General features: G+C 60.8%; 17 protein-coding genes and 3 pseudogenes. All 20 read right to left on the bottom strand.

Annotation, left to right across the window (positions count from 1 at the left end; all coding sequences use genetic code 11):
- Window positions 1-45 precede the first annotated feature (45 nt).
- Window positions 46-1,562: pseudogene (gene ftsZ / locus C8024_RS02525) on the bottom strand (cell division protein FtsZ).
- A 106-nt stretch (window positions 1,563-1,668) separates the two neighbouring features.
- Window positions 1,669-2,907, bottom strand: a complete 1,239-nt coding sequence (ftsA, locus tag C8024_RS02520) for a cell division protein FtsA (RefSeq protein WP_173202834.1) — start codon at window positions 2,905-2,907, stop codon at window positions 1,669-1,671.
- Window positions 2,908-2,978: 71 nt separating this feature from the next.
- On the bottom strand, window positions 2,979-3,860 hold the full coding sequence (locus tag C8024_RS02515; RefSeq protein WP_173202822.1) for a cell division protein FtsQ/DivIB: 882 nt from the start codon (window positions 3,858-3,860) through the stop codon (window positions 2,979-2,981).
- Entirely contained in the window at window positions 3,857-4,789 is a 933-nt protein-coding gene (locus C8024_RS02510) for a D-alanine--D-alanine ligase (RefSeq protein ID WP_173202821.1), read from the bottom strand. The genes C8024_RS02515 and C8024_RS02510 overlap by 4 nt, the downstream gene beginning before the upstream one ends.
- Window positions 4,779-5,681 (bottom strand): UDP-N-acetylmuramate dehydrogenase, encoded by a 903-nt coding sequence (gene murB / locus C8024_RS02505; protein ID WP_173202820.1) that lies wholly within the window; start codon window positions 5,679-5,681, stop codon window positions 4,779-4,781. Before murB ends, C8024_RS02510 begins: the two co-directional genes overlap by 11 nt.
- Complete coding sequence (murC, locus tag C8024_RS02500; protein ID WP_173202819.1) at window positions 5,678-7,084, bottom strand: UDP-N-acetylmuramate--L-alanine ligase; 1,407 nt, start codon at window positions 7,082-7,084, stop codon at window positions 5,678-5,680. The genes murB and murC overlap by 4 nt, the downstream gene beginning before the upstream one ends.
- Window positions 7,085-7,121: 37 nt before the next feature.
- Window positions 7,122-8,342 (bottom strand): undecaprenyldiphospho-muramoylpentapeptide beta-N-acetylglucosaminyltransferase, encoded by a 1,221-nt coding sequence (gene murG / locus C8024_RS02495; RefSeq protein WP_173202818.1) that lies wholly within the window; start codon window positions 8,340-8,342, stop codon window positions 7,122-7,124.
- Window positions 8,339-9,598, bottom strand: coding sequence for an FtsW/RodA/SpoVE family cell cycle protein (locus tag C8024_RS02490; RefSeq protein WP_173202817.1), 1,260 nt, complete (start codon window positions 9,596-9,598; stop codon window positions 8,339-8,341). Before C8024_RS02490 ends, murG begins: the two co-directional genes overlap by 4 nt.
- Window positions 9,595-10,929 (bottom strand): UDP-N-acetylmuramoyl-L-alanine--D-glutamate ligase, encoded by a 1,335-nt coding sequence (murD, locus tag C8024_RS02485; RefSeq protein WP_173202816.1) that lies wholly within the window; start codon window positions 10,927-10,929, stop codon window positions 9,595-9,597. Before murD ends, C8024_RS02490 begins: the two co-directional genes overlap by 4 nt.
- Window positions 10,926-11,996 (bottom strand): phospho-N-acetylmuramoyl-pentapeptide-transferase, encoded by a 1,071-nt coding sequence (mraY, locus tag C8024_RS02480; RefSeq protein ID WP_100094217.1) that lies wholly within the window; start codon window positions 11,994-11,996, stop codon window positions 10,926-10,928. Before mraY ends, murD begins: the two co-directional genes overlap by 4 nt.
- Window positions 11,996-13,392: pseudogene (gene murF / locus C8024_RS02475) on the bottom strand (UDP-N-acetylmuramoyl-tripeptide--D-alanyl-D-alanine ligase). Before murF ends, mraY begins: the two are co-directional and overlap by 1 nt.
- Complete coding sequence (locus C8024_RS02470; RefSeq protein ID WP_173202833.1) at window positions 13,389-14,831, bottom strand: UDP-N-acetylmuramoyl-L-alanyl-D-glutamate--2,6-diaminopimelate ligase; 1,443 nt, start codon at window positions 14,829-14,831, stop codon at window positions 13,389-13,391. The pseudogene murF and the gene C8024_RS02470 overlap by 4 nt, the downstream one beginning before the upstream one ends.
- A complete protein-coding gene (locus C8024_RS02465; RefSeq protein ID WP_173202815.1) occupies window positions 14,818-16,536 on the bottom strand; it encodes a penicillin-binding protein 2 in 1,719 nt (572 codons plus the stop codon). Before C8024_RS02465 ends, C8024_RS02470 begins: the two co-directional genes overlap by 14 nt.
- On the bottom strand, window positions 16,533-17,135 hold the full coding sequence (locus C8024_RS02460) for a hypothetical protein (protein ID WP_173202814.1): 603 nt from the start codon (window positions 17,133-17,135) through the stop codon (window positions 16,533-16,535). Before C8024_RS02460 ends, C8024_RS02465 begins: the two co-directional genes overlap by 4 nt.
- Window positions 17,132-18,079, bottom strand: a complete 948-nt coding sequence (rsmH, locus tag C8024_RS02455; RefSeq protein WP_173202813.1) for a 16S rRNA (cytosine(1402)-N(4))-methyltransferase RsmH — start codon at window positions 18,077-18,079, stop codon at window positions 17,132-17,134. Before rsmH ends, C8024_RS02460 begins: the two co-directional genes overlap by 4 nt.
- The gene (locus tag C8024_RS02450) at window positions 18,076-18,579 is read right to left on the bottom strand and encodes a division/cell wall cluster transcriptional repressor MraZ (protein ID WP_173202812.1); all 504 of its coding nucleotides are present in this window, start codon (window positions 18,577-18,579) and stop codon (window positions 18,076-18,078) included. Before C8024_RS02450 ends, rsmH begins: the two co-directional genes overlap by 4 nt.
- Before the next feature lie 270 nt (window positions 18,580-18,849).
- Complete coding sequence (locus tag C8024_RS02445; RefSeq protein ID WP_173202811.1) at window positions 18,850-19,215, bottom strand: hypothetical protein; 366 nt, start codon at window positions 19,213-19,215, stop codon at window positions 18,850-18,852.
- Complete coding sequence (locus C8024_RS02440) at window positions 19,212-19,640, bottom strand: DUF4350 domain-containing protein (RefSeq protein WP_173202810.1); 429 nt, start codon at window positions 19,638-19,640, stop codon at window positions 19,212-19,214. The genes C8024_RS02445 and C8024_RS02440 overlap by 4 nt, the downstream gene beginning before the upstream one ends.
- Window positions 19,641-19,964, bottom strand: coding sequence for a hypothetical protein (locus C8024_RS02435; protein WP_173202832.1), 324 nt, complete (start codon window positions 19,962-19,964; stop codon window positions 19,641-19,643).
- A 31-nt stretch (window positions 19,965-19,995) separates the two neighbouring features.
- Window positions 19,996-20,990, bottom strand: a pseudogene (locus tag C8024_RS02430) (cysteine synthase A).
- Between the last annotated feature and the right edge of the window lie 78 nt (window positions 20,991-21,068).

Genomic DNA, 21,068 nt, shown 5'->3' with positions numbered 1-21,068 from the left:
GCGCTGCCCCATCAGTCGGTCAGACAGTCCGGCCGGAACCTGCAATCACTGATTATTCTGGCGATTCAGGAAGCGCGGGATGTCGAGAGGATCGCGGGATTTGTCTTCCTCGCCATCTTCGGCGTCATCGCCCTTTGACCCGCCACGGGTCAGATTGGACATCCGTTCGAACAATGTCCCGCCACCGGTGGCCACGCGCGGTGCCGGCGGTGCCTGGCTGGCGGCCGGAGCGGTGTCTTCCTCGGCCGGCTGAATGGCATCGTCACCCAGAATCAGCTCATCCTCTTCGGGCGCCGAGCTTGTCGAGGCAATCCCGGGAGTCAGCGACGCAAAGGACGGCGTGACGCTCAGATCATCGTCGTCGCCATAGGTGGCAACAGGTGCAGGCGAGCTTTCCGGCTCGGCTGGCGCTTCGACTTCCGGCTCTTCGTCGGGAACCGGCGCAGAGGCGATTTCAGCTTCCTGCGCGGCTTCTTCGACGCTTTCGTCGCTGGCAATGGACGAAGCGAAGCTGGTTGGCGCAGGCGTCTCTTCCGGTTTTGCAACCGGGCTGCCCATGGCAAATGATGCCGAAGCGCGGATGCGGGCCGGCTGCCGTCATTATCGATACCGGTGGCGACTACCGATACGCGGATACGCCCGTCGAGATTCGGGTTAAACGCGCTGCCCCAGATGATATTGGCATCCGGATCGACCAGTTCGCGAATATGGTTGGCGGCCTCGTCGACTTCCATCAGACGCATATCCTCGCCACCGGTGATCGAGACGATAACGCCCTTGGCGCCCTGCATCGACACACCGTCGAGCAAGGGGTTGGCAATGGCTTTCTCCGCGGCTTCCAGCGCACGTCCGTCGCCTTCCGCTTCGCCGGTGCCCATCATCGCCTGCCCCATTTCGTGCATCACGCTGCGCACATCGGCAAAGTCGAGGTTGATCAGGCCCGGCATGACCATCAGGTCGGTAATGCCGCGGACGCCCTGCTGCAGCACTTCATCAGCCAGCAGAAAGGCTTCCTTGAAAGTGGTGTTCGGATTGGCCACGAGGAACAGATTCTGGTTCGGAATGACGATCAATGTATCGACATTTTTCTGCAGCTCTTCGATGCCCGCTTCGGCCGCTTTCATCCGGCGCGTGCCTTCGAAAGTGAATGGCTTGGTCACCACGCCAACGGTCAATATGCCGCGGTCGCGGGCTGCCTTGGCAATGACCGGAGCAGCACCGGTACCGGTACCGCCGCCCATGCCAGCAGCGATAAAGCACATATGCGTACCGTCCAGCGCCTGTTCGACCAGATCGATCGTTTCTTCGGCAGCGGCACGACCGACTTCGGGACGCGACCCGGCACCCAGACCCTGCGTGATATCGGGACCAAGCTGGATACGCCGTTCGGCGGTAGAACTGTTCAGCGATTGCGCATCGGTGTTGGTGACGATGAAATCCACGCCCTCGACCTGTGCGGCAATCATGTTGGCAATCGCGTTGCCCCCGGCACCGCCGACACCGATAACCGCGATTTTCGGTTTCAGTTCCTCGACTTCCGGTGGGCCAATATTGATACTCATCTCACTGTCTCCCGAGACATTTTATCGTGCTGTAATATTTGTTTAACGCTTTGCACAAATTTCCCGCAGGAATCACCCGAAAAGTTAATTTATTTTCGGCATTTTACTAAAAATTTCCGCGGATCGCCGACATCAGCCGTCCGATTACTGCCGATCCGCCATATTTGTGAACATTCTGGTGGCTTCTCGACATGAAGCGCAGATCGACGGGCTCCTGCGATGCATAGAGCGCTAGCCCCGCAAGACCGGCAAAGGCCGGACCGCTATGCGCTTCGGGAAGCGCGCTCAGCCCTGTCGGTCGGCCAATGCGCACCGTACGGCCGAGCGCCGACTGCGCATAATCGGCAATCCCCTTGAGTTCCGCGCCCCCGCCAGTCAGCACAACCTGCCGGCCAACCGGACCGGTAAAGCCCAGTTCCTTGAGCGAACGGCTGATTTCACCGATCAGATGGTCAAGCCGCTGACGGATAACCGCAATCAGCTGCGCCCGCGTGATCCGGCTGTCTTCTTCGCTGACTTCGGGATTGTCGTCGAGCCCCTGATTGATCACGTCATGATTGTCGCGCGGACTGGTGGTGGCGGACCCATAGAAACATTTGATCCGCTCGGCCTGCGCGCGCCGCAAGCCAAAGGAGGAGGCAATATCGTCGGTGATATCGGCGGCGCCGTATGGCAGTGTCTTCAAGCCGACCAGCATGCCACCGGCGAACAGCGAGACATTGGTTACTTCCGCGCCCATTTCGACCAGCGCCACGCCAAGCTCGCGCTCTTCCCGCGACAGACAGGCATTGCCGACGGCGATAGGCGATGCGACGATCGACCGGACGTTGAGATGGGCGCCGCGCACGCTCATCTCGATATTGCGGACCGGCGAGGCTTCGGCGAGGATGACATGGATATCCACGCCGAGACGATCGGCGTGCAGCCCCTTGGGTTTCTTCACGCCGGTCAGACCGTCAAGCGTATAGAGCGCCGGCTGGGCGTGCAGCACCATCTTGCCCTTGGGATCGATGCTGTTGCGACCGGCGTCGAGCAGCAGATCGATATCTTCCTGTTCGATCCGGTGACCGCCCAGTTCGGTCTCGACCGAGGTCAGCATGCTCTGCAAGCCGCCTGCGGAAAAGCTGACCCAGACATCGTCGATATTGGTGCCGGCAATACGCTCGGCCTGCTCCACCGCCGCCCGGACGTCGGTCTCGGTGGTCTCGGTATCGGCGATATAACCGCGTTTCACGCCTTTGCTGGCGTGATGACCGGTGCCCAATACGGTCAGTTCACCATTGTCCATCCGCCCGGCTATCATCGCCGAAATTTTCGACGAACCGATATCCAGCGATGTGAAGATTTTTCTACCCGTGCTGCCATGAGCCTATTCCTTCACCTCGTTCATCATCATGCATTGCGCGATCCGGACCATCAACTGTCCGGTTCGGCCGCTTCTTCTTTCGGCGGCATCCGCAAATAAGCGCGCTCGGCGTCGCGCAGGTCGAAATGGACGACCCCGCGTCCGAGCAGCCGGTTGATCCCGTCCATCCGCGCGAAATTCAGCAAGGCCGCTGACGCTGTTTCCTCCCCTTCGGGCAGGGCCAGCGTCTCGCCGCTGTCAAATTCCAGATCCCAGCGCCGATTGCCAATCCAGGTCGCGCCGGTCACCATCGGGCGCAGCGCCGGCGCCACATCGAGCAACGTATCCAGCTGGGAGAATTTCAGATTGGCCTTCTTGCCGACAATCACCGGCAGGTCAGGGATTTCTTCCTTGACGATTTCTTCCAGCGGATAGCCGGTCTTGTCGATCAGCGAGAGCTTGCCCTGGTTCTGCCAGACGGCAACGGGCTCGCGTTCGACAATATCGACGATCAGCGTGTCGGGCAGCCGCCGCGAAATCCGCGCGTCCTTGATCCAGCCGTTCGACAGCAGATCCTCGCGCACCTCGTCAATATCAACCAGCAGCATCGAACGGTCTTTCTGCGCCAGCGTGATTTCATAGACTTTCAGCTCGTCAATGCGGTTGACGCCGGTCACCTCGACCCGCTTCACTTCGAAGCCGGCATTGCCGACCGCTTCCGCGACCTCGGTCTTGATCCGTTCATTGATGCCGGAATAATGGGCAACGCTATAGGCGCCCAGGAGGAACACCGCCACCAGGCCCCAGGTCAGGCCCTTTTGCACCTGCTCCTCGGTCACCGGCATGGCGCGCAAAATCTTGTCGAAAACCGAAACCTGCCGGACTTTGCGTTTCGCCTGTTTGCGGGGCTTGCCCCTGGCCTGGCGATTGGTGCGTTTGCGGGTAGCTGTCATAGCGCTTCTCTCACGATTATCTCGACCAGCTCTTCATAGCTGATCCCCATCTGCTTTGCCTGTTCGGGGACCAGACTGAGCGGGGTCATGCCAGGCTGGGTATTGGTTTCCAGTACGAACAGACCGGCCGCACCCTGTTCGTCATCCCAGCGGAAATCGGTGCGCGACGTGCCCTTGCAGCCGAGAACTTGATGGGCGCGCAAGGCATAGTCGAGACATAATTTCTCGATATCGGCGGGGATTTCGGCGGGACAGACATGCTGGGTCAGGCCCTCGGTATATTTGGCAGCATAGTCATAGAATCCCTGCGCGGTTCTCAGTTCTGTCACGCAAAGCGCCTTGTCGCCCAGAACGGCGGTGGTCAGTTCGCGGCCCTTGATGAAAGGCTCGGCGAGCAGTTCGTCAAATTCCTGCCACGGCCCGTCAACGTCGCGGCCAATCGGATTGCCGTAATTGCTGTCATCGGTCACGATTGCGACGCCGACCGACGAGCCTTCGTTGACCGGTTTCAGGACATAGGGTCGCGGCAAGGGATCGGCTTCATACAGGCTGGCACTGGAAACAATCCGGCCCTTGGGCATCGGGATACCGGCGGGAACCAGCTGCTGCTTGGTCAATTCCTTGTCGATCGCGATCACCGAAGTCGCGAGCCCGCTATGCGTATAGGGTATCTGCATCAGGTCGAGCATGCCCTGGACGCTGCCATCTTCACCCGGCACGCCGTGCAGCGCATTGAACACCACATCAGGCCGAAGAGCGGCCAGCACCTGCGCGACATTGCGATCCATGTCGACACGGCTCACCTGATGGCCGTTTTTCTCCAGCGCATCGGCCACACCATTGCCGCTGCTCAGCGATACTTCGCGTTCAGCAGACCAGCCGCCCATAAGCACAGCGACGTGGAGACTTTTTTCATTATTAGCAGTCATGCTTCATCCCCACCCGCTGGATTTCCCAATGCAGTTCGATGCCCGAATGGGCCTTGACCCGCTTGCGCACTTCGTCACCGAGCGCTTCGATGTCGGCGGATGTCGCGCCGCCGAGGTTCAGCAGGAAATTGCAGTGTTTTTCAGACACTTGTGCCTGCCCGATTTGCAGACCACGGCAACCGGCTTCATCGACCAGCTGCCAAGCCTTTTTGCCTTCGGGATTTTTGAAGGTGGAGCCGCCGGTCTTGGAACGCAGCGGCTGGGAGGCTTCGCGCTCGTCGGCGATCCGTTTCATTTCGGCGCCGATAATCGCCGGATCGCCGGGTTCACCGACCATGGTCGCGCTGACCACAATCGCGCCGTCGGGTAGCGCCGAATGGCGATAGGTATAGCCCATGTCGGCCAGCGGGATCGTCACTAGATCGCCGTTGCGCAGGATCACGTCGGCGCTCTGCAATATGTCGCAGACTTCGCGGCCATAAGCGCCGGCGTTCATGCGGACGGCGCCGCCGATCGTGCCGGGAATGCCACGCAGAAATTCTAGGCCCGCAATACCATGGTCGCGCGCCTTGCTCGCCGCAGAAATTCCGGGTGCGCCCGCGCCGCAGCGCAAGGTCATGCCGTCCGCTTCAATACCCGCAAAGGCCTTGCCCAGCCGGATCACCACGCCCTGGATGCCCCCGTCGCGAATAATCAGGTTGGACCCCAGGCCAAGCGGCCAGACCGCTATCGCCGGATCGAGATTTCGCAGAAATTGCTGCAGATCGTCAATATCTTTCGGTTCGAACAGCCATTGCGCAGAGCCGCCGCTCTTGAACCAGACGAGCGGGGCCAGTGGCGCGTTTTCGGTCAGCTTGCCGCGTGTCTCGGGGAAGGTGGCAATCGCGCTCATTTGCGGGCCTCGGCAATATTATCTGCAAGCGCAGCAGCCCATTTGGTGATGTCACCTGCCCCGAGGCAGATGATCATGTCTTCAGGCTGCGCTTCCTGCGCCAGTCGCTCGGCGAGAGCCTTCTGGTCCGCAACGGTCTCTGCGAGACGATGGCCGCGTGTTTTCAGACCGGTGACCAGTGCCTCGCTGTCAACGCCTTCGATCGGGTCCTCTCCGGCGACATAGACCGGGGTCACGAACACCATATCGGCGTCGTTGAAGGCGCCCTGGAATTCTTCCATATGGTCGCGCAGGCGGGTGAAGCGATGCGGCTGGACGACGGCGATGACGCGGCCTTGCGCGCCTTCGCGGGCTGCCGACAGCACGGCCTGTATCTCGACCGGATGATGGCCGTAATCGTCGATGATCGTCACGCCGTCGACTTCGCCGACCTTGGTGAAGCGCCGCTTGACGCCGCCAAAATGGTCGAAGCCCTTGGCGATCTGTTCGTCGCTGATGCCCATTTCCAGTCCGACCGCCACCGCGGCAATCGCGTTCTGGACATTGTGCCGGCCCGGCATCGGCAATTCGATACCCGTAATTCTTCTGGTCTCGCCATCCCGGTCGCGGACATCGACATCGAAACGGTTGCCGCCCGGAACCGGCGTGACATTGATCCCCTTGACGTCAGCCTGGGCGGAGAAACCATAAGTGATGATCCGCCGGTCGCGGATGCGCGGCAACAGGGCCTGGACCTCGGGATGGTCGATGCACAGGATCGCTGCGCCGTAAAAGGGCACATTTTCGACAAATTCGAGGAAACTGTCCTTGATCTTGTCGAAGCTGCCATAATGGTCGAGATGCTCTGCATCGATATTGGTGACCACCGCAATCGTGCCGTCGAGCCGCAGGAAGCTGCCGTCGCTTTCGTCAGCTTCGATCACCATCCACTCGCCGGCGCCGAGCCTCGCGTTCGAACCATATTGGTTGATGATCCCGCCATTGATGACGGTCGGGTCGATACCGCCGGCGTCGAGCATGGCGGCAACCATCGAGGTGGTGGTCGTCTTGCCATGGGTCCCGGCTATCGCAATGGTCGATTTCAGCCGCATCAGTTCGGCGAGCATTTCCGCCCGGCGCACCAACGGTATCCGGCTGGCCAGCGCCGCTTCGACTTCGGGATTGCCGCGTTTCACCGCCGTGGAAGTGACCACGACGGCCACCCCCCCGACATTGTCTGCGCTGTGGCCAATCTTCACGTCGATGCCTTTGGCGCGCAGACCTTCAACGACATAGCTTTCGGCAATATCACTGCCCTGCACCCGATAGCCCAGATTATGCATGACTTCGGCAATGCCGGACATGCCGATGCCGCCGATTCCGACAAAATGGATTGTTCCGATATCGGTGCCAACACCCTTCACTGCGCACTATCCTTTGCCAGCGCTTCCTTGCGAGCGGTCAGCCGCTGCGGCGCTTCTTTTCCGTTTTCATCGTTTTTCCCAACGGGGAAGTGCCTATGCTTTCAACAAGGTCTGCCAGATCATTGACCGCTTCAGGCCGACCGCAGGCCTTGGCACATCGTGCCGCATTTTCGAGCGCGCCGGAACTCAAAGCGATCTTCTGGATCTGCTTGACCATCGCGCCGCGCATCTTGTCGAGTGCGGCCGACTGCTGCAGCCGCAATTTGTTGGTCTTGTCGTCACTACCGGCGTCAAAATTCCGCGTGGTGATGGCCGGTTGCCGGATCACGCGGGCACCGCCGGCAGCCACCATTTCCTTCACATTATAGGTCTGGTGATCATCCATCGCGCCAGGCAGCGGTATCAGGATCGCCGGCCGGCCGGCAGTGGTCAGTTCGGCAATGGTCGAAGCTCCTGCCCGCGCGATAACCAGATGCGCCCAGCCCATCCGGTCGGGCAGATCTGGCAGATAGGTCGCGAGTTCCGCGGGAATATCATGCTCGGCATATTTCGCCCGGACTCGCTCGATATCATCTTCGCGGCATTGCTGGGTAATCTGCAGCCGGCGACGCAGATGCACTGGCAGCATGGCCATGGCATCGGGGACGACATCGGAAAGAATGGAGGCACCCTGGCTGCCGCCAGTTACCAATACCCGGAAAATGCCGTCGTCGGACAGGATCGGATAGAGTTCGTCGCGCAGTGCCACCACTTCCTCGCGCACCGGATTCCCGACGAGATGGACCTTTTCCTGATATTTCGGCTTGATCCGCAGGACGTCGGGATAGGCCGTGGCTATGGCATTGACCGAACGTGACGCGAGCCGATTGACCCGGCCGAGAACCGCATTCTGTTCGTGCACGATCGTCGGTATGTCCTTGCTGTTCGCAGCGAGCAGCGCGGGATAGGCCGGATAGCCGCCGAAGCCGACAACCGCCGACGGCTGGAATGTATCATATAGCTGCATCGCCATCCGGCGCCCTTTCAGGATAGCGCGCGTTCCACCAACCCAGCTGCGCGGGTCCTTGGTAATCCGGCCGGCGGGCAGCACATGCACCTGCGCCTCTTCGATCATGCCGGGTATTTTCGCGCCGCGTTCATCGGTTATCATCGCGACCCGGTGACCGCGCAGAACCAGCTCCTTGGCCAGCGCATAGGCCGGGATCATGTGACCGCCGGTACCGCCGGCCGCCAGAACATAATGTTTCGAAAAACTCATACCGCTATCCGTCCTTGCTCGGGCCAGGCCGAGACATATTGTGAACGGTCAAGATACGGGTTTCGTCGGGTAAATGCGAGCAAAAGTCCGATCCCGATGCACAGCGCTATTATCGATGATCCGCCATAGCTGATGAACGGCAGAGTCATGCCCTTCGACGGGAACAGCTGCAGGTTTACCGCCATGTTCACCAGCGCCTGTCCGCCAAACTGGGCGGTCAGGCCGGTTACCGCGAGAATGATGAAATTATCCTCTTCGTCCAGCAACCGCAGGAACACCCGCACGATGATCGCGAGATAGACAAGCGCGATCGCCATGCAGGCGAGCAGACCGAATTCCTCGCCGATCACGGAGAAAATATAGTCGGTATGCGCTTCCGGCAGCTTGAATTTTGCCGACCCAAGCCCCGGTCCGGTGCCGAGCAGACCGCCGCCAGTCAATGCCTTGTGGGCAAACATCACCTGGTCAAATTCTCCGCCGCCGAACAGCCAGGCGTTGATCCGCTGGGTTGCGACAGGATAGAGAAAATAAGCCCCGACCAGCCCGCCGACACCGGCGACACCAATGCCGGCGATCAGGCGGGCAGACAGGCCGGACACGGTCATCACCGCGAACCAGATGCCGCAGATCAGGATGGTCTCGCCCAGATTGGGCTGCATCATCATCAGGATGGCGATGATTGCCGTCAGGATCACGGACAGCGAAATCACCGGCAGGGCCGGATCCTTGATCCGCAGAGACAGCAGCCAGGCCAGCGAAACCGCATAAAGCGGCTTGAGAAATTCGCCGGGCTGGATGGTTGCGAAACCGTAGCCGATCCAGCGCTGGGCACCGTTGACCGATTTCCCGAACACCGGAACCAGAAACAGCAAGATCAAGGCAGCGAGCGCCGCGAGAATGGCAAAGCGCCGCGCCTGCTCCTTCGGCAGCATTGAGACCACCAGCATCACCGGAACACCGACCACCACCCAGCCGAGCTGCCGGTAGAAATAATAGAGCGGCTCAATCGTGACCGCTGCAGTGCTCTGCTTCAGCGCGGTAACCGGAGAGGCAGCGGCAACCGCGATCAGGCCAATGGCGATCAGGGTGAGGATCAGGCCGAGCAGCACCCGGTCGAGTTCCCAGAACCAGATCGCGAGCGGCGAACGATCGCTGCGCCCGAACCGCGATTGCAGCTGGAAGCGCTTCTTCTTGAGTGCCCCGGAAATTTCGGGAAGCGGTTGAACAGGTCCTGTCGCTGGTTCCGATGCGCTCATTTCCTTATCTCCCCGCTCGCGGATCCGATCAGATTTTTCTCGATCACCGAATTGACGGCGCTGCGGAAACAATTGCCGCGCGCTTCAAAATCCCGGAACTGGTCGAACGAGGCACAGGCTGGCGACAGCAGCACCACTTCACCAGGCTGTGCATTGGCAGCGGCGCGTTGCACGGCGGTGAGGATCATTTCACAGGATTCAACCGGCATATGTCCGGTCAGCAATTTTTCAAACAGGGGGCCGGCTTCGCCTATCGTATAGGCCCTGACGACATTTCCGTAGAAAGGCTCGCATTCGGTCAGCCTGTCGCTTTTCGGCAGACCGCCGAGAATCCAGTGGATTTTCGGATAAGCACCCAGCGCCGGGCCAGTTGAAGCGGGATTGGTTGCCTTGCTGTCGTTGACGAACAGCACACCATTGGCTTCGGCAATGCGTTCCATCCGGTGCGGCAGTCCGTTGAAGGCGGCGAGCGCCGGACGCCATTGCTCTTCGCCAATGCCGAGAGCCTCGACCGTGGCGATCGCTGCAATCGCGTTCTGGAGATTGTGCGGACCTTGCAGGGAAGGCCAGTCCGGCTGTCCGGCCAGTTCGATGCCGCTGGTGTCGAAGATATTCTTCACCCGGCCAAGATCGCGCAGACCGTGCAAGGCCAACTGCGTCTTTTCGTCATCGCTGGCAAAGATCGCGGCGTGATCGGATCCCAGCATGTCGAACAGCCGCGCTTTGGCAGCGGCATAAGCATCAAATCCGTCATAACGGTCCAGATGGTCCGGACTGATGTTGAGCAGCAGCGCGACATCGCAGTCGAGACTGTTGGTCAGGTCGATCTGGTAGCTCGACAGCTCCAATACATAGACACCGCCTTCGGGCAGCGGATCCTGCGACAGGATCGGAGCCCCGATATTGCCGCCCATTACCGACGGCAGGCCGGCATAGTGCAATATATGGTGGACCAGAGCGGTGGTTGTCGACTTGCCGTTGGTGCCGGTGATGCCGACGACGCGATGGGCGGGCAGCGCTGACCGGGCCTGGGCGAACAATTCGATATCGCCGATAATCGGAACACCGTCAGCTTTTGCCTTTTGCGCGATCGGATGGCTGTTGAGCGGGACGCCCGGCGACACGACGATCGCATCATAGCCGGTCAGGTCGCTTTCCAGCGGATCGGCGATCAGCGCCTTGTCGGCAACGCTCTCGCGCAATTCTTCACGATTGTCCCAGGCGAGCAGTTCGGCGCCGCTCGCGTGCAGGCTTTCCAGCACCGCCATGCCGGACCGGGCCAGTCCGAGGATGGCATAGCGCTTTCCGGCAAAGACGGGAGAGATTATCATCTGAGTTTCAACGTCGCCAATCCGGCAAGCGCGAGCACCAGGCTGATGATCCAGAAGCGGATCACGATGGTGGATTCGGACCAGCCAAGCTGTTCGAAATGGTGATGGATTGGCGCCATGCGGAACACCCGGCGGCCGGTGCGCTTGAAGAAGAAGACCTGGACGATCACCGACACGGCCTCGAGCACGAACAGTCCGCCGACCAGCGCCAGGACGATTTCATGGTGGATGGAAACGGCAATCGCACCGAGCGCCCCGCCAAGCGCGAGGCTGCCGGTATCGCCCATGAAAACAGCGGCCGGTGGCGCATTGAACCACAGAAACGCAAGGCAGGCACCAATCACGCAGGCGCAGAAAATCGCCAGTTCGCCCGCTCCCCGGACAAAGGGAATGCCAAGATATTCGGAGAAAACCGCGTTGCCGGACAGATAGACGAGCACCAGGAAAGTGGCACTGGCAATCACCACCGGCATGGTGGCAAGACCGTCAAGACCGTCGGTCAGATTGACCGCATTGCCGGCGCCGACGATAACGAACATCGCAAAGGGTATGTAGAAATAGCCTAGGTCGATCTGCACATCGTTGAAAAAGGGTACATAGAGGCTGGTGCCGATCTGCTGGACAATCAGCCAGGTCGCAAAACCGGCGACCGCGAATTCCAGCAGCAGCCGGACCCGGCCCGGAACGCCCTTGTGGCTGGCTTTGCGGACCTTGTCATAATCGTCCATGAAGCCGATAGCGCCAAAACCCAAGGTCACGAAAATACAGGCCCAGACGAACATGTTGCTGAGGTCCATCCACAGCAGCAGCGAGGTCACCACCGAAATCAGGATCATCAGGCCGCCCATGGTTGGCGTTCCCGCCTTCTTGAGATGGGTGATCGGCCCGTCTTCGCGGATCGGCTGGCCCTTGCCCTGCCGCATGCGCAGCATGTTGATGAACTTTGGTCCGATCAGGAGGCCGATGAACAGCGATGTCGATATGGCCGCACCCGAGCGAAAGCTCAGATAGCGGAAGACGTTGAAAATACCTTCGAACTCAAGCCATTGGGCCAGCAAATAAAACATCAATACTCCCCGCTCACCAGCGCGGAAACCGCGGAGGAAAGTCCCAGATAATTTGAACCCTTGACCAGAAGGATATCCCCGTCGCTGAGCAATTTTGCGACCTCGGCCAGCGCGTCCGAAGCACTTGCCGCATGTGACATTTTCACGTCCCGATCAAGGCCCTGTTCGAGTTTCGCGGCAGTATGTGCCATATCCTCGCCGACCAATATGATGGCTTTGGCTCCGGTCAGCAGAATATCGTCAGCCAGAGCCGTGTGATAGCGGGCCGATTGCTCGCCCAACTCGCCCATCGCGCCCAATATGAGGATTTTCTGGCCGATGCAGGGCTCGCCGGTAAAATGTTGTAAGGTCGCTTTCATCGATGCCGGATTGGCATTGTAGCTCTCGTCGATAACTGTCGCTGTGCCACCGGACTTGAGCGAGACGAGATGCCGCCGGCCACGACCGTCGATGCCGCTCATTTCGGCGAGCGCCAGACCGGCGGTGGCGAGATCGCCGCCGACCGCGCGCACCGCTGCGAGAATGGCCAGTGAATTGGATACCCAGTGCCGCCCCGCTTCGGCGATGGTGAAGCAGAGACTTTGCTCGCCCAGTTTCGCCGTGACCAGCGAGCCGCCACGGGGGGCGGGCACCATATCGATCGCGCGGACGTCGGCGCCGGCCTCAAAGCCGAAGGAAATCACATGTTCCGCGTGACGTTCCGCCTTTTTCCGCAGCCGCGCACAATGCGGGCTGTCATGCGGGATGATCGCAGTGCCGCCGGGCATCAGGCCCTCGAATATCTCGGCCTTGGCGTCGACGATGCCTAGCTCGCCATTGGAAAAATTGCCGATATGGGCCGGCGCGATGGCGGTAATGATTGCGGCATGCGGCCGTACCAGACGGGTGAGCGCAGACAGTTCGTGGGCGTGGTTCATACCCATTTCGAAAATGCCATATTTGGTATCTTCCGGCATCCGCGACAGGCTGAGCGGGACGCCGACATGATTATTGTAGCTTTTGACCGATCGGTGCGCCTTGCCGAAAGAACAGCGGTCAAGCGCGGCAAATAGTGCTTCCTTGGTGCCGGTCTTGCCGACCGATCCGGTCACCCCGATGATTTTGCGGAGGTACGGGCTCGCGACGCAATGGCCAGTGCATCGAGCGCTTTAACGGTGTCGGATACCAAAACATGGGGCCCGTCCACCGGCTGGCTGACAATTGCGCCAGCAGCGCCGGAGGCAAAGGCCTGCTCGACGTGAAGATGACCGTCGCTATGCTCGCCCTTGAGCGCGACAAACAGGTCACCGGGGCCGATTTCACGCGAGTCAAAGGCGACGCCATTTACGGAGAAATCCGCGCTCGCCTTGCCGGCTGTAGCGTCCGCTATCGCCGCTGATGTCCATAATGCAGTCATAAAGGCTGCGCTCCGGCGCATTCTCTCGCCACTTCGACATCGTCGAAGGGAATGATACGGTCGCCGACAATCTGGCCCTGTTCATGGCCTTTTCCGGCGAGCAGGATGATGTCCTGCGGGCCGGCCAGTTCGATCGCCCTGGCAATAGCCGCGCGCCGGTCGGCCACTTGCTCGGCACCGGATGCTCCGGCCATGATTTCGGCACGGATGGTGGCGGGATCTTCGCTGCGCGGATTGTCGTCGGTAACGATGACATGATCGGAATTGTCAACGGCTATCTGGCCCATTTCCGGACGCTTGCCCTTGTCGCGGTCGCCGCCAGCGCCGAAGATCGTAATCAGCTTGCCGGTCACATGCGGCCGTAGCGCCTCGATCGCAGCTCGCAGAGCATCGGGGGTATGGGCATAATCGACATAGACCGGTGCACCGGCCCGGGTGATGACCGCGCGCTCCATCCGGCCGCGTACCGGCTGGACCCGCTGCATATGATCGAAGATATTTTCAAGCTTGCCGCCGGTGGCCAGCACAATGGCCGCGGCGCACAGAATATTGGCCGCCTGATAGGCGCCGATCAGCGGCAGCGAGATTCGGTGGGTGTTGCCCTGCGCCTTGACCATCAGCACCTGACCCAGATGGGTTGGCGTCTGCGAGACCAGCCTCAGCGTTTCGCCCTTTTCTCCAACGGTGAACAATTCAAGCCCGCGATCCTTCGCGCGCTCGATCGCCTTGCCCGACCAAGGTTCGTCATCGGCCCAGATAACCGCAGTTCCATCGCTTTCCACGACTTCGTCGAACAGCCGCATCTTGGCCTCGAAATAGCTGTCCATATCGCCGTGATAGTCGAGATGGTCGCGGCTCAGATTGGTGAAGGCGGCGACATTGACCGGCAATCCCTCGGTGCGATATTGCGACAGGCCGTGGCTCGACGCTTCAAAAATCGCATGACTGACCCCTTCGCGCGCCAGACCGGACATGTTGGAAAGAAAGGTGACAATGTCCGGAGTGGTCAGTCCGGTCTTGACCTGGTCATCGGCGGTGGTGACGCCGAGCGTCCCGATCGAGGCGCTGTTGAAACCGTCCATGCGCCACAATTGCCGCGTCAGTTCCGCAGTCGATGTTTTGCCGTTGGTCCCGGTTACCGCCGCCACATGGGCAGGCGTCGGCGTGTAATAACGCGCCGCCAGCCGGGCGAACAATCGCCGCGGCTCTTCGTCAGCGACGTGAACCGCGCCCTCAACCATGGCCTCGGGAAGCGCGACCACGGCGATGGCGCCGGCGGCAATCGCAGCGTCGATAAATTCCTCGCCGTTGAACCTGGCGCCCCTGAACGCACCGAATATATTGCCGGGCGCAATCTTGCGATGATCGATGGCAAAGCCTGTGACCGCCTGCTCGCCAGCCTCGCCTTCCACTCCGGGTACCAGATTATTCAATCGCATCATTTGGCTCTTTGGCTGTGGTTTTGGGCTTCCAGAGGAGCGGCGTCAATTCGGATACGTCGACATCGCGATGCTCGTCGGGGATCACGCCGAGCATCGGTCCGACCCGCGACACGACTTTCTGGACGATCGGTGCCGCCGTCCAGCCGGCGGTGCGCTGGAAAGAGGTCTCGGCGGTGCCCTTCGGTTCGTCGAGCATGGCGATGACGACGTAGCGCGGGTTGTCCATCGGAAAAGCAGCGGCAAATGTCGAGACCAGCGAGGTCTTGTTATAGCCGCCTTCGGAAGGCTTCTCCGCCGATCCGGTCTTTCCACCAATCCGGTAACCCGGCGCATCGGCCTTGCGACCGGTGCCGTCGGAGACAATCATCCGCAGCAATTGCCGCATACGGGCGCTGGTCGCGGCCTTGAACACACGGCGGCCCTTCGCTTCCTCGCCCGGCTCCACTTTCAGCAAAGTCGCCGGACGCCAGATGCCGCCGTTGACCATCGCCGCATAGGCGCTGGCGAGATGCAGCGGAGTGACGGCAATGCCGTGGCCATAAGCGACGGTCATATTGGTGACCCGGCCCCAGTTGCGCGGCCACAGCGGGTGGCCTCTCTCGAACAGCTCGATATGCGGCCGTTCGTCGAAACCGAGCCGGCGGAACATATTTTCCATCGCCTCCTGCCCCAGATTATCGGCGATCCGTGCAGTGACGATATTGGAACTGTGCACCAGCGTTTCCGGCACGTTCAGATAGCGCCCCTGGCTATGGTCGTCCTTGATGGTGAAGCCGCCGACCTTGACCGGCTCCATGGCATTATAGCGCACCGCCAGATCGGTCACCGTGCCCGCGTCCAGCGCGGCGGCGATGGTCAACGGCTTGAAAGTCGACCCGAGTTCGAAAACGCTCTGGGTTACTTCATTGTTCTGATGCTTCATCGACGCCCGGCGGATCTTGTTCGGATCGAACAGTGGCAGCGAAGCCAGCGCCATGACTTCACCGGTCTGCACGTCGAGAATGATGCCTGCAGCGCCGCGCGCCTCGGTCATGATCATGGCGTCCTGAAGCTCGCTTTCAAGCGCCGCCTGGGCCCGGCTGTCAATCGACAGGGTCGATGGTGTGCCGCGCAGTTTCTCGTCGAGAAGACGGTCGTTGAGCGCTCGCTCCATGCCCATCACGCCCTTGCCGTCGGCGTCGACATAACCCAGCACATGCGCCGCCAGCTCCCGCTGCGGATAGAGCCGTTCGTCCTCGCGGGGAAATTCGATACCGATTTCACCGAGCGCATGGATCTGCTTGACCTCTTCGGGCAGCGCCCGGCGGCGAAGATAGGTCGGATGGGGACCGTTCAGCTTGTCGAGAAAATAGGCGGCGCTGGTGTCAGGGAAAATTGTTGCCAGCTGCCGTGCCAGGACCTCCTTGTCGCCCAGCACCCGTGCCGGAACAACGCGCACGGCATAGCCCAGAATTGTCCGGGCCAGCGGCACGCCGTTGCGGTCGACAATATCGCCGCGCGGCGGTACGAACGCACTGCTCGATGCGCGATTGGGAATAGCGTCTTCCAGGATCGTGAGGCTGATCAGCCGCCCGATGATGATCGTGAAGGCCGCGAGGAATACCAGCAACAGGACCATCAGCCGGAAATGCGCATTCGCGGTTATTTCCTTGGCCTTTCCCGAAAACTGCACCTTCTTGCTGTTGGCCAGAAGTGTAGTCATTCGGCCATGCTTTCGATTTTCTCGGCAATGGCCTTGCGTCCGAGATCGCGCACCAGTCCGTCATCGAGCAGTTTTTCCTCGATATGCGCCACGCGGGTGGTGCGGGCCTGCGCGCCGCCTGCAGCCTTGCCCTGGGCGGCATCCGAAACATTCCGCGCGAGATTTGCCTGGCTGCCGATCGCGCTGCCGTCGGCATTCCGGTCCTGCGCCCGGGCGGTGCCGAAGACCGAGCCGATTATGCCGGCCGGACGGACGCCTTCCATGGAACTGATCACGGCAACCTGCACCGGCTTGCGCAGATCCTTGCCGCCGAGATTGGCCAGCGCTCTCTCGCCATCAAGATATTGCGAGGCCTGCGGCGAGGCATAGCCGAACTCAAGCTTGTTCCAGTCCTCCAGCTGGCGCAGATTGGCGCGCGCGCTGAATTCCGTTTCCAGATAGCGAATGTCCTTCTTGATCTCGACGATCTTTTGATCGGTGCGCGCGAGATCGCTGCGCAGGGTCGCGACGCTGAGCGAGAGCGGATAAAGCAGAATCGCCACCAGAAAAACCAGGGCGAGCCATCCCATGCCTTCGAGGCGCTTGATCGCCAGCTTCACAGTCCGCCACCATCGCCGGCGGGCGCATCTGTTCGCACCGCTGATCTCAGGGTGGCGGAGCGGGCCCGGGGATTAAGAGCCTGCTCCGCCCCGGCCGGACGCACCGCTTTGGCTGGTTTATGAAAGGTGGGTGCCGGCCGTGTCTCGTTAACTTGAGGTAGATGGCGGGAACCGGCGGACTTCTGTCCGCTGCGATCCCGCAGGAAATTCTTGACGATGCGATCTTCCAGGCTGTGAAATGTCACAACCGCCAGACGGCCACCGGGCTGCAGCAATTTTTCCGCTGCGGCCAGACCGTCTTCGAGCTCGCCCAGTTCGCGATTGATGTGGATGCGGATCGCCTGAAAGGTCCGGGTCGCCGGGTCCTTCTTGTCCCCGGCGCGATAGCCCAGAGCCTTGCGGACGACCTGTGCCAGTTCGGACGTGCGGGTCAGCGGCCGCGCTTCAACAATCGCCTTGGCGATCCGCCGCGACCGGCGTTCCTCGCCATAACGGTAAATAACGTCGGCAATCATTTCCTCATCGGCTTCGTTGAGGAAATCGGCCGCACTCTCGCCATCGCGGGTCATGCGCATGTCGAGCGGGCCGTCCTTCTGAAAGGAAAAGCCGCGCTCGGCCTGGTCGAGCTGCATCGAGGAAACGCCGATATCCAGCGTGACACCGTCTATCTCGTCACCGACCAGTATTTCGGCCATTTCTGAATAGCGGGCGTGGTGAAGAGTCAGCTTGCCCTTGGCATCCTCGACCATTTTCTGTCCACTGGCTATCGCGTCGGGGTCCTGGTCAAAGGCATGCACATGCGCGCCAGCTTCCAGCATCGCGGTGCTGTAGCCGCCCGCACCGAAAGTACCGTCGACATGCGTTTCACCCGGGGTGATGGCGAGCGCGTCGATCACTTCATCGATCAGGACAGGGACATGGCGAGCAGCGGTAGCGGGGGTCATTTCTGCTTCCCTCCGCTTTTCTCGCCGGCTTCCTTCAGATGATATTCGACCAGACGGCGATCGACCGGCACATCGTCGGTGGTGTCGAGCAGGGCCTGCGGGTTCCACAGACAGAAAGTCGTGCCAATGCCGTGGAACAGGACATTACCCTCAAGATTGCCGATATCGCGCAACTGCGGTGGCAAGATGAAGCGGCCGCTGGCGTCAAAGCTCAGGTCCTGCAACGAAGAGAATTTCCGGGCACCGGCCGCGTCCTTGTCAAAGCTTTCGCCGCGCGCGATCGCCGCTTCCCACTGCTTGTCGATTTCGGCGAGCATGTCGGCCTTCCGGCTGAGGCCGAAGCCGACCAGGCAATCCCATTTCTCGTGGGTGCCGAGGCAGAGGGTCCGGCCGTCGCTGCTTTCCACCAGATTTTTGCGCAGAAATGCGGGGACCGAAAGACGACCCTTGTCGTCTATCGCCGATATTGCAGAGCCTGAATATGCATATGCAACTGACACCGTGGAAATCCCTTATCCGAACCGGGGCCAATGCTCTTCCCGCTCCAGAAGTGCGTTTTCCAGCGCCTTTCCGAAAAGTAGAATCCGGACAGGAAGAATACCCCGATAACAAATAATTGCTAACAGGGGTGAGGCTGGGATAAAAGGGTTTTTACGGGAATTTATGGGATGCGTCTGTTAACTCACTGTATTTCCTTGATTTAAAATTACGCCAATATGACCACCAATCTGGACATCCCTGCCCGCTGTTCCGAAACGCTCTTCCTGTGATTATTTCCGGCGGCCATTGGCAGCGCCATGTTCCTGCACCAGTGCATCTACGAAGCGTACGGCACCGCTTTTCTGCGGCGACTCGCGGGCCGCTTCCGGCCAGAGCCCTGCATCGAGAAAGTCTGCGTCCGCAACGATGGTTGCCCGCCCCTGCCCGACCGAACATCGGATGATGAATGCGGCTGTGCCCCCGTCGCAGACGACACCGACCGGCCGGGCTGCCTTTATCGGCTCGATCTTTCCGGCCCCGCGGCTGGCGAAGCGATGGCCGCCGACGCGGAGATCGACGATTTCGGTACTGTTTCCGGCCGTACCGACAAGCTCCAGACCCCAGTGGCCGAGCAGCGGCGACAACAGGCCGCTCACCAGCGGTCGCTGCGGATCGCCGAGCGGCAGGTGCGATGGCCAGACGAGATCGGGGTCGGTAAAATAATGACATCGCCCCCTGCCCGGACCCAGGCATCAAGGTCTGTGAGATCCGCCGGATCCATCGCCCGCGGCTGGGCAAGAATGACAATGTCCGGATCTTCCGCCGCCAGATTTTCCAGACTGTCGACTGGCGCTATTTCATATTGCGCCTGCCAATGGCGGTAGATCGGCGCCGGTTCAGAGCCGCCGGAGAGGATCGACTCCATAGACGCCCCCTCGCCCCATATCAGAGGCAGGCTGGTCATGATCTGGATGCTCGGCTTGAACTCTGGCGGATCAGCCAGGGATTCACCGGCGCTGCATTGCGCGAAAAGCAGGAGAGCCAGCAGGGCCGACGGGACCGTCTGCCACGAGCGGGTCAACTAGCGCCGCTCCCGATCCATCGGCGCGTCCAGATTGGGATCGGGCTTCAAGTCCGGTACGGTCTGTCCCGGCAGATTGGCCTGAGGTTTCTGCGCTTCCGGCTTGCCGGTTGCCGGCGCCGGGGTGAGGCCTAGCTCCGCCAGCGGTTCGGCGGGCTTTTCTTCGGACTTGGTGGCGACCGGTGGCGCGATGCCGGTCGCTTCCGCCTGCATTTCCTCGATCACCGTCTGCTCATCACTGGCCCGCTGGATGATGAAATTGGCCACGCTGACCAACAGCAGTACAGCCGCCAGCCCGACGACCCCGACCTGGATGCGCTGCATCGTGTCCTGTCGGCCGGAATTGGGTGGCCTCTTATCCATCATTGTCCAGCCACGGGAACACAGGCAGTCCCTTTTCTTTCAGCCAGGCGGCGTTGTAGAGCGAGGACAGATAGCGGAATCCGGTATCGCACAGGATTGTCGCAACCCGGCTGCCCGGCCCCAGTTCCTTGCCCAGCGCAATCGCGCCGGCCACATTCACGCCCGATGACAGACCGAGGCACAGCCCCTCTTCCATCAGCAGCCGCTCGACCCAGACCAGCGCTTCCTCGTCGGAAATGCGATATTGCCTGTCCACCGGCGCATCTTCCAGATTGCCGGTGATCCGCCCCTGCCCGATGCCTTCGGCAACGCTGCTGCCTTCGGACTTCAGCTCGCCATGGGCATAATATTCGTAGAGCGCCGCACCATGCGGATCGGACAGTGCGATGGTGATATTCTCATCCTTCGCCTTCAGCCCCATGCCGACACCGGCCAACGTGCCGCCGGTACCGACAGCGCAGGTAAAGCCGTCGACCTTGCCGTCCATCTGTTCCCAGATTTCCTCGGCGGTGGTTTCGATATGGGCGCGGCGGTTGGCGACATTGTCGAACTGGTTGGCCCAGACAGCGCCTTCGGTTTCTTCCGCCAGACGGCGCGAGGTGTGAACGAAATGGCCGGGGTTCGAATAAGGTGCAGCCGGCACCGTGATCAGCTCGGCGCCCAGCGCGCGCAGCGTATCCATTTTTCCCGGCTCTGGGTTTCCGGCATCACGATGGTCGATTTATAGCCCTTGGCATTGGCGACGAGCGCGATGCCGATACCGGTATTGCCCGCGGTTCCTTCGACGATGCGTCCACCCGGCTTGAGCAGGCCGCGTTCCTCCGCATCCTGAATGATGAACAGCGCGGCGCGGTCTTTCACCGACGCGCCGGGATTGGCAAATTCGCACTTGCCGTAAATGTCGCAACCGGCAGCCTCGCTCGGTCCGGAGAGGCGCACGAGCGGCGTATTGCCGATCAGTTCGAGTGTGTTTGGAATGATGCTCATGGATGATACATAGTGCGCGCGATTTCGCGCCGCAAGCTTGAAGCCTTTTCAGGGGCAATAGCATGGCTTTATTCGCCC

The organism is Sphingopyxis sp. BSNA05 (assembly GCF_013265645.1).
In the GTDB taxonomy this organism is placed as follows: domain Bacteria; phylum Pseudomonadota; class Alphaproteobacteria; order Sphingomonadales; family Sphingomonadaceae; genus Parasphingorhabdus.
Note: the sequence above shows the minus strand (reverse complement) of the source record. Positions and strands in the feature narration are given on the sequence as shown.

What these genes read in the sequence shown, in the direction of transcription:
- C8024_RS02465 (WP_173202815.1), bottom strand. Translation starts at nt 16,536, where the DNA reads ATGACTACACTTCTGGCCAACAGCAAGAAGGTGCAGTTTTCGGGAAAG.
- murD (WP_173202816.1), bottom strand. Translation starts at nt 10,929, where the DNA reads ATGATAATCTCTCCCGTCTTTGCCGGAAAGCGCTATGCCATCCTCGGA.
- rsmH (WP_173202813.1), bottom strand. Translation starts at nt 18,079, where the DNA reads ATGACCCCCGCTACCGCTGCTCGCCATGTCCCTGTCCTGATCGATGAA.
- C8024_RS02490 (WP_173202817.1), bottom strand. Translation starts at nt 9,598, where the DNA reads ATGAGCGCATCGGAACCAGCGACAGGACCTGTTCAACCGCTTCCCGAA.
- C8024_RS02470 (WP_173202833.1), bottom strand. Translation starts at nt 14,831, where the DNA reads ATGCGATTGAATAATCTGGTACCCGGAGTGGAAGGCGAGGCTGGCGAG.
- mraY (WP_100094217.1), bottom strand. Translation starts at nt 11,996, where the DNA reads ATGTTTTATTTGCTGGCCCAATGGCTTGAGTTCGAAGGTATTTTCAAC.
- murG (WP_173202818.1), bottom strand. Translation starts at nt 8,342, where the DNA reads ATGAGTTTTTCGAAACATTATGTTCTGGCGGCCGGCGGTACCGGCGGT.
- C8024_RS02515 (WP_173202822.1), bottom strand. Translation starts at nt 3,860, where the DNA reads ATGACAGCTACCCGCAAACGCACCAATCGCCAGGCCAGGGGCAAGCCC.
- C8024_RS02435 (WP_173202832.1), bottom strand. Translation starts at nt 19,964, where the DNA reads ATGCAGCGCATCCAGGTCGGGGTCGTCGGGCTGGCGGCTGTACTGCTG.
- murB (WP_173202820.1), bottom strand. Translation starts at nt 5,681, where the DNA reads ATGAGCGCGATTGCCACCTTCCCCGAGACACGCGGCAAGCTGACCGAA.
- C8024_RS02510 (WP_173202821.1), bottom strand. Translation starts at nt 4,789, where the DNA reads ATGACTGCTAATAATGAAAAAAGTCTCCACGTCGCTGTGCTTATGGGC.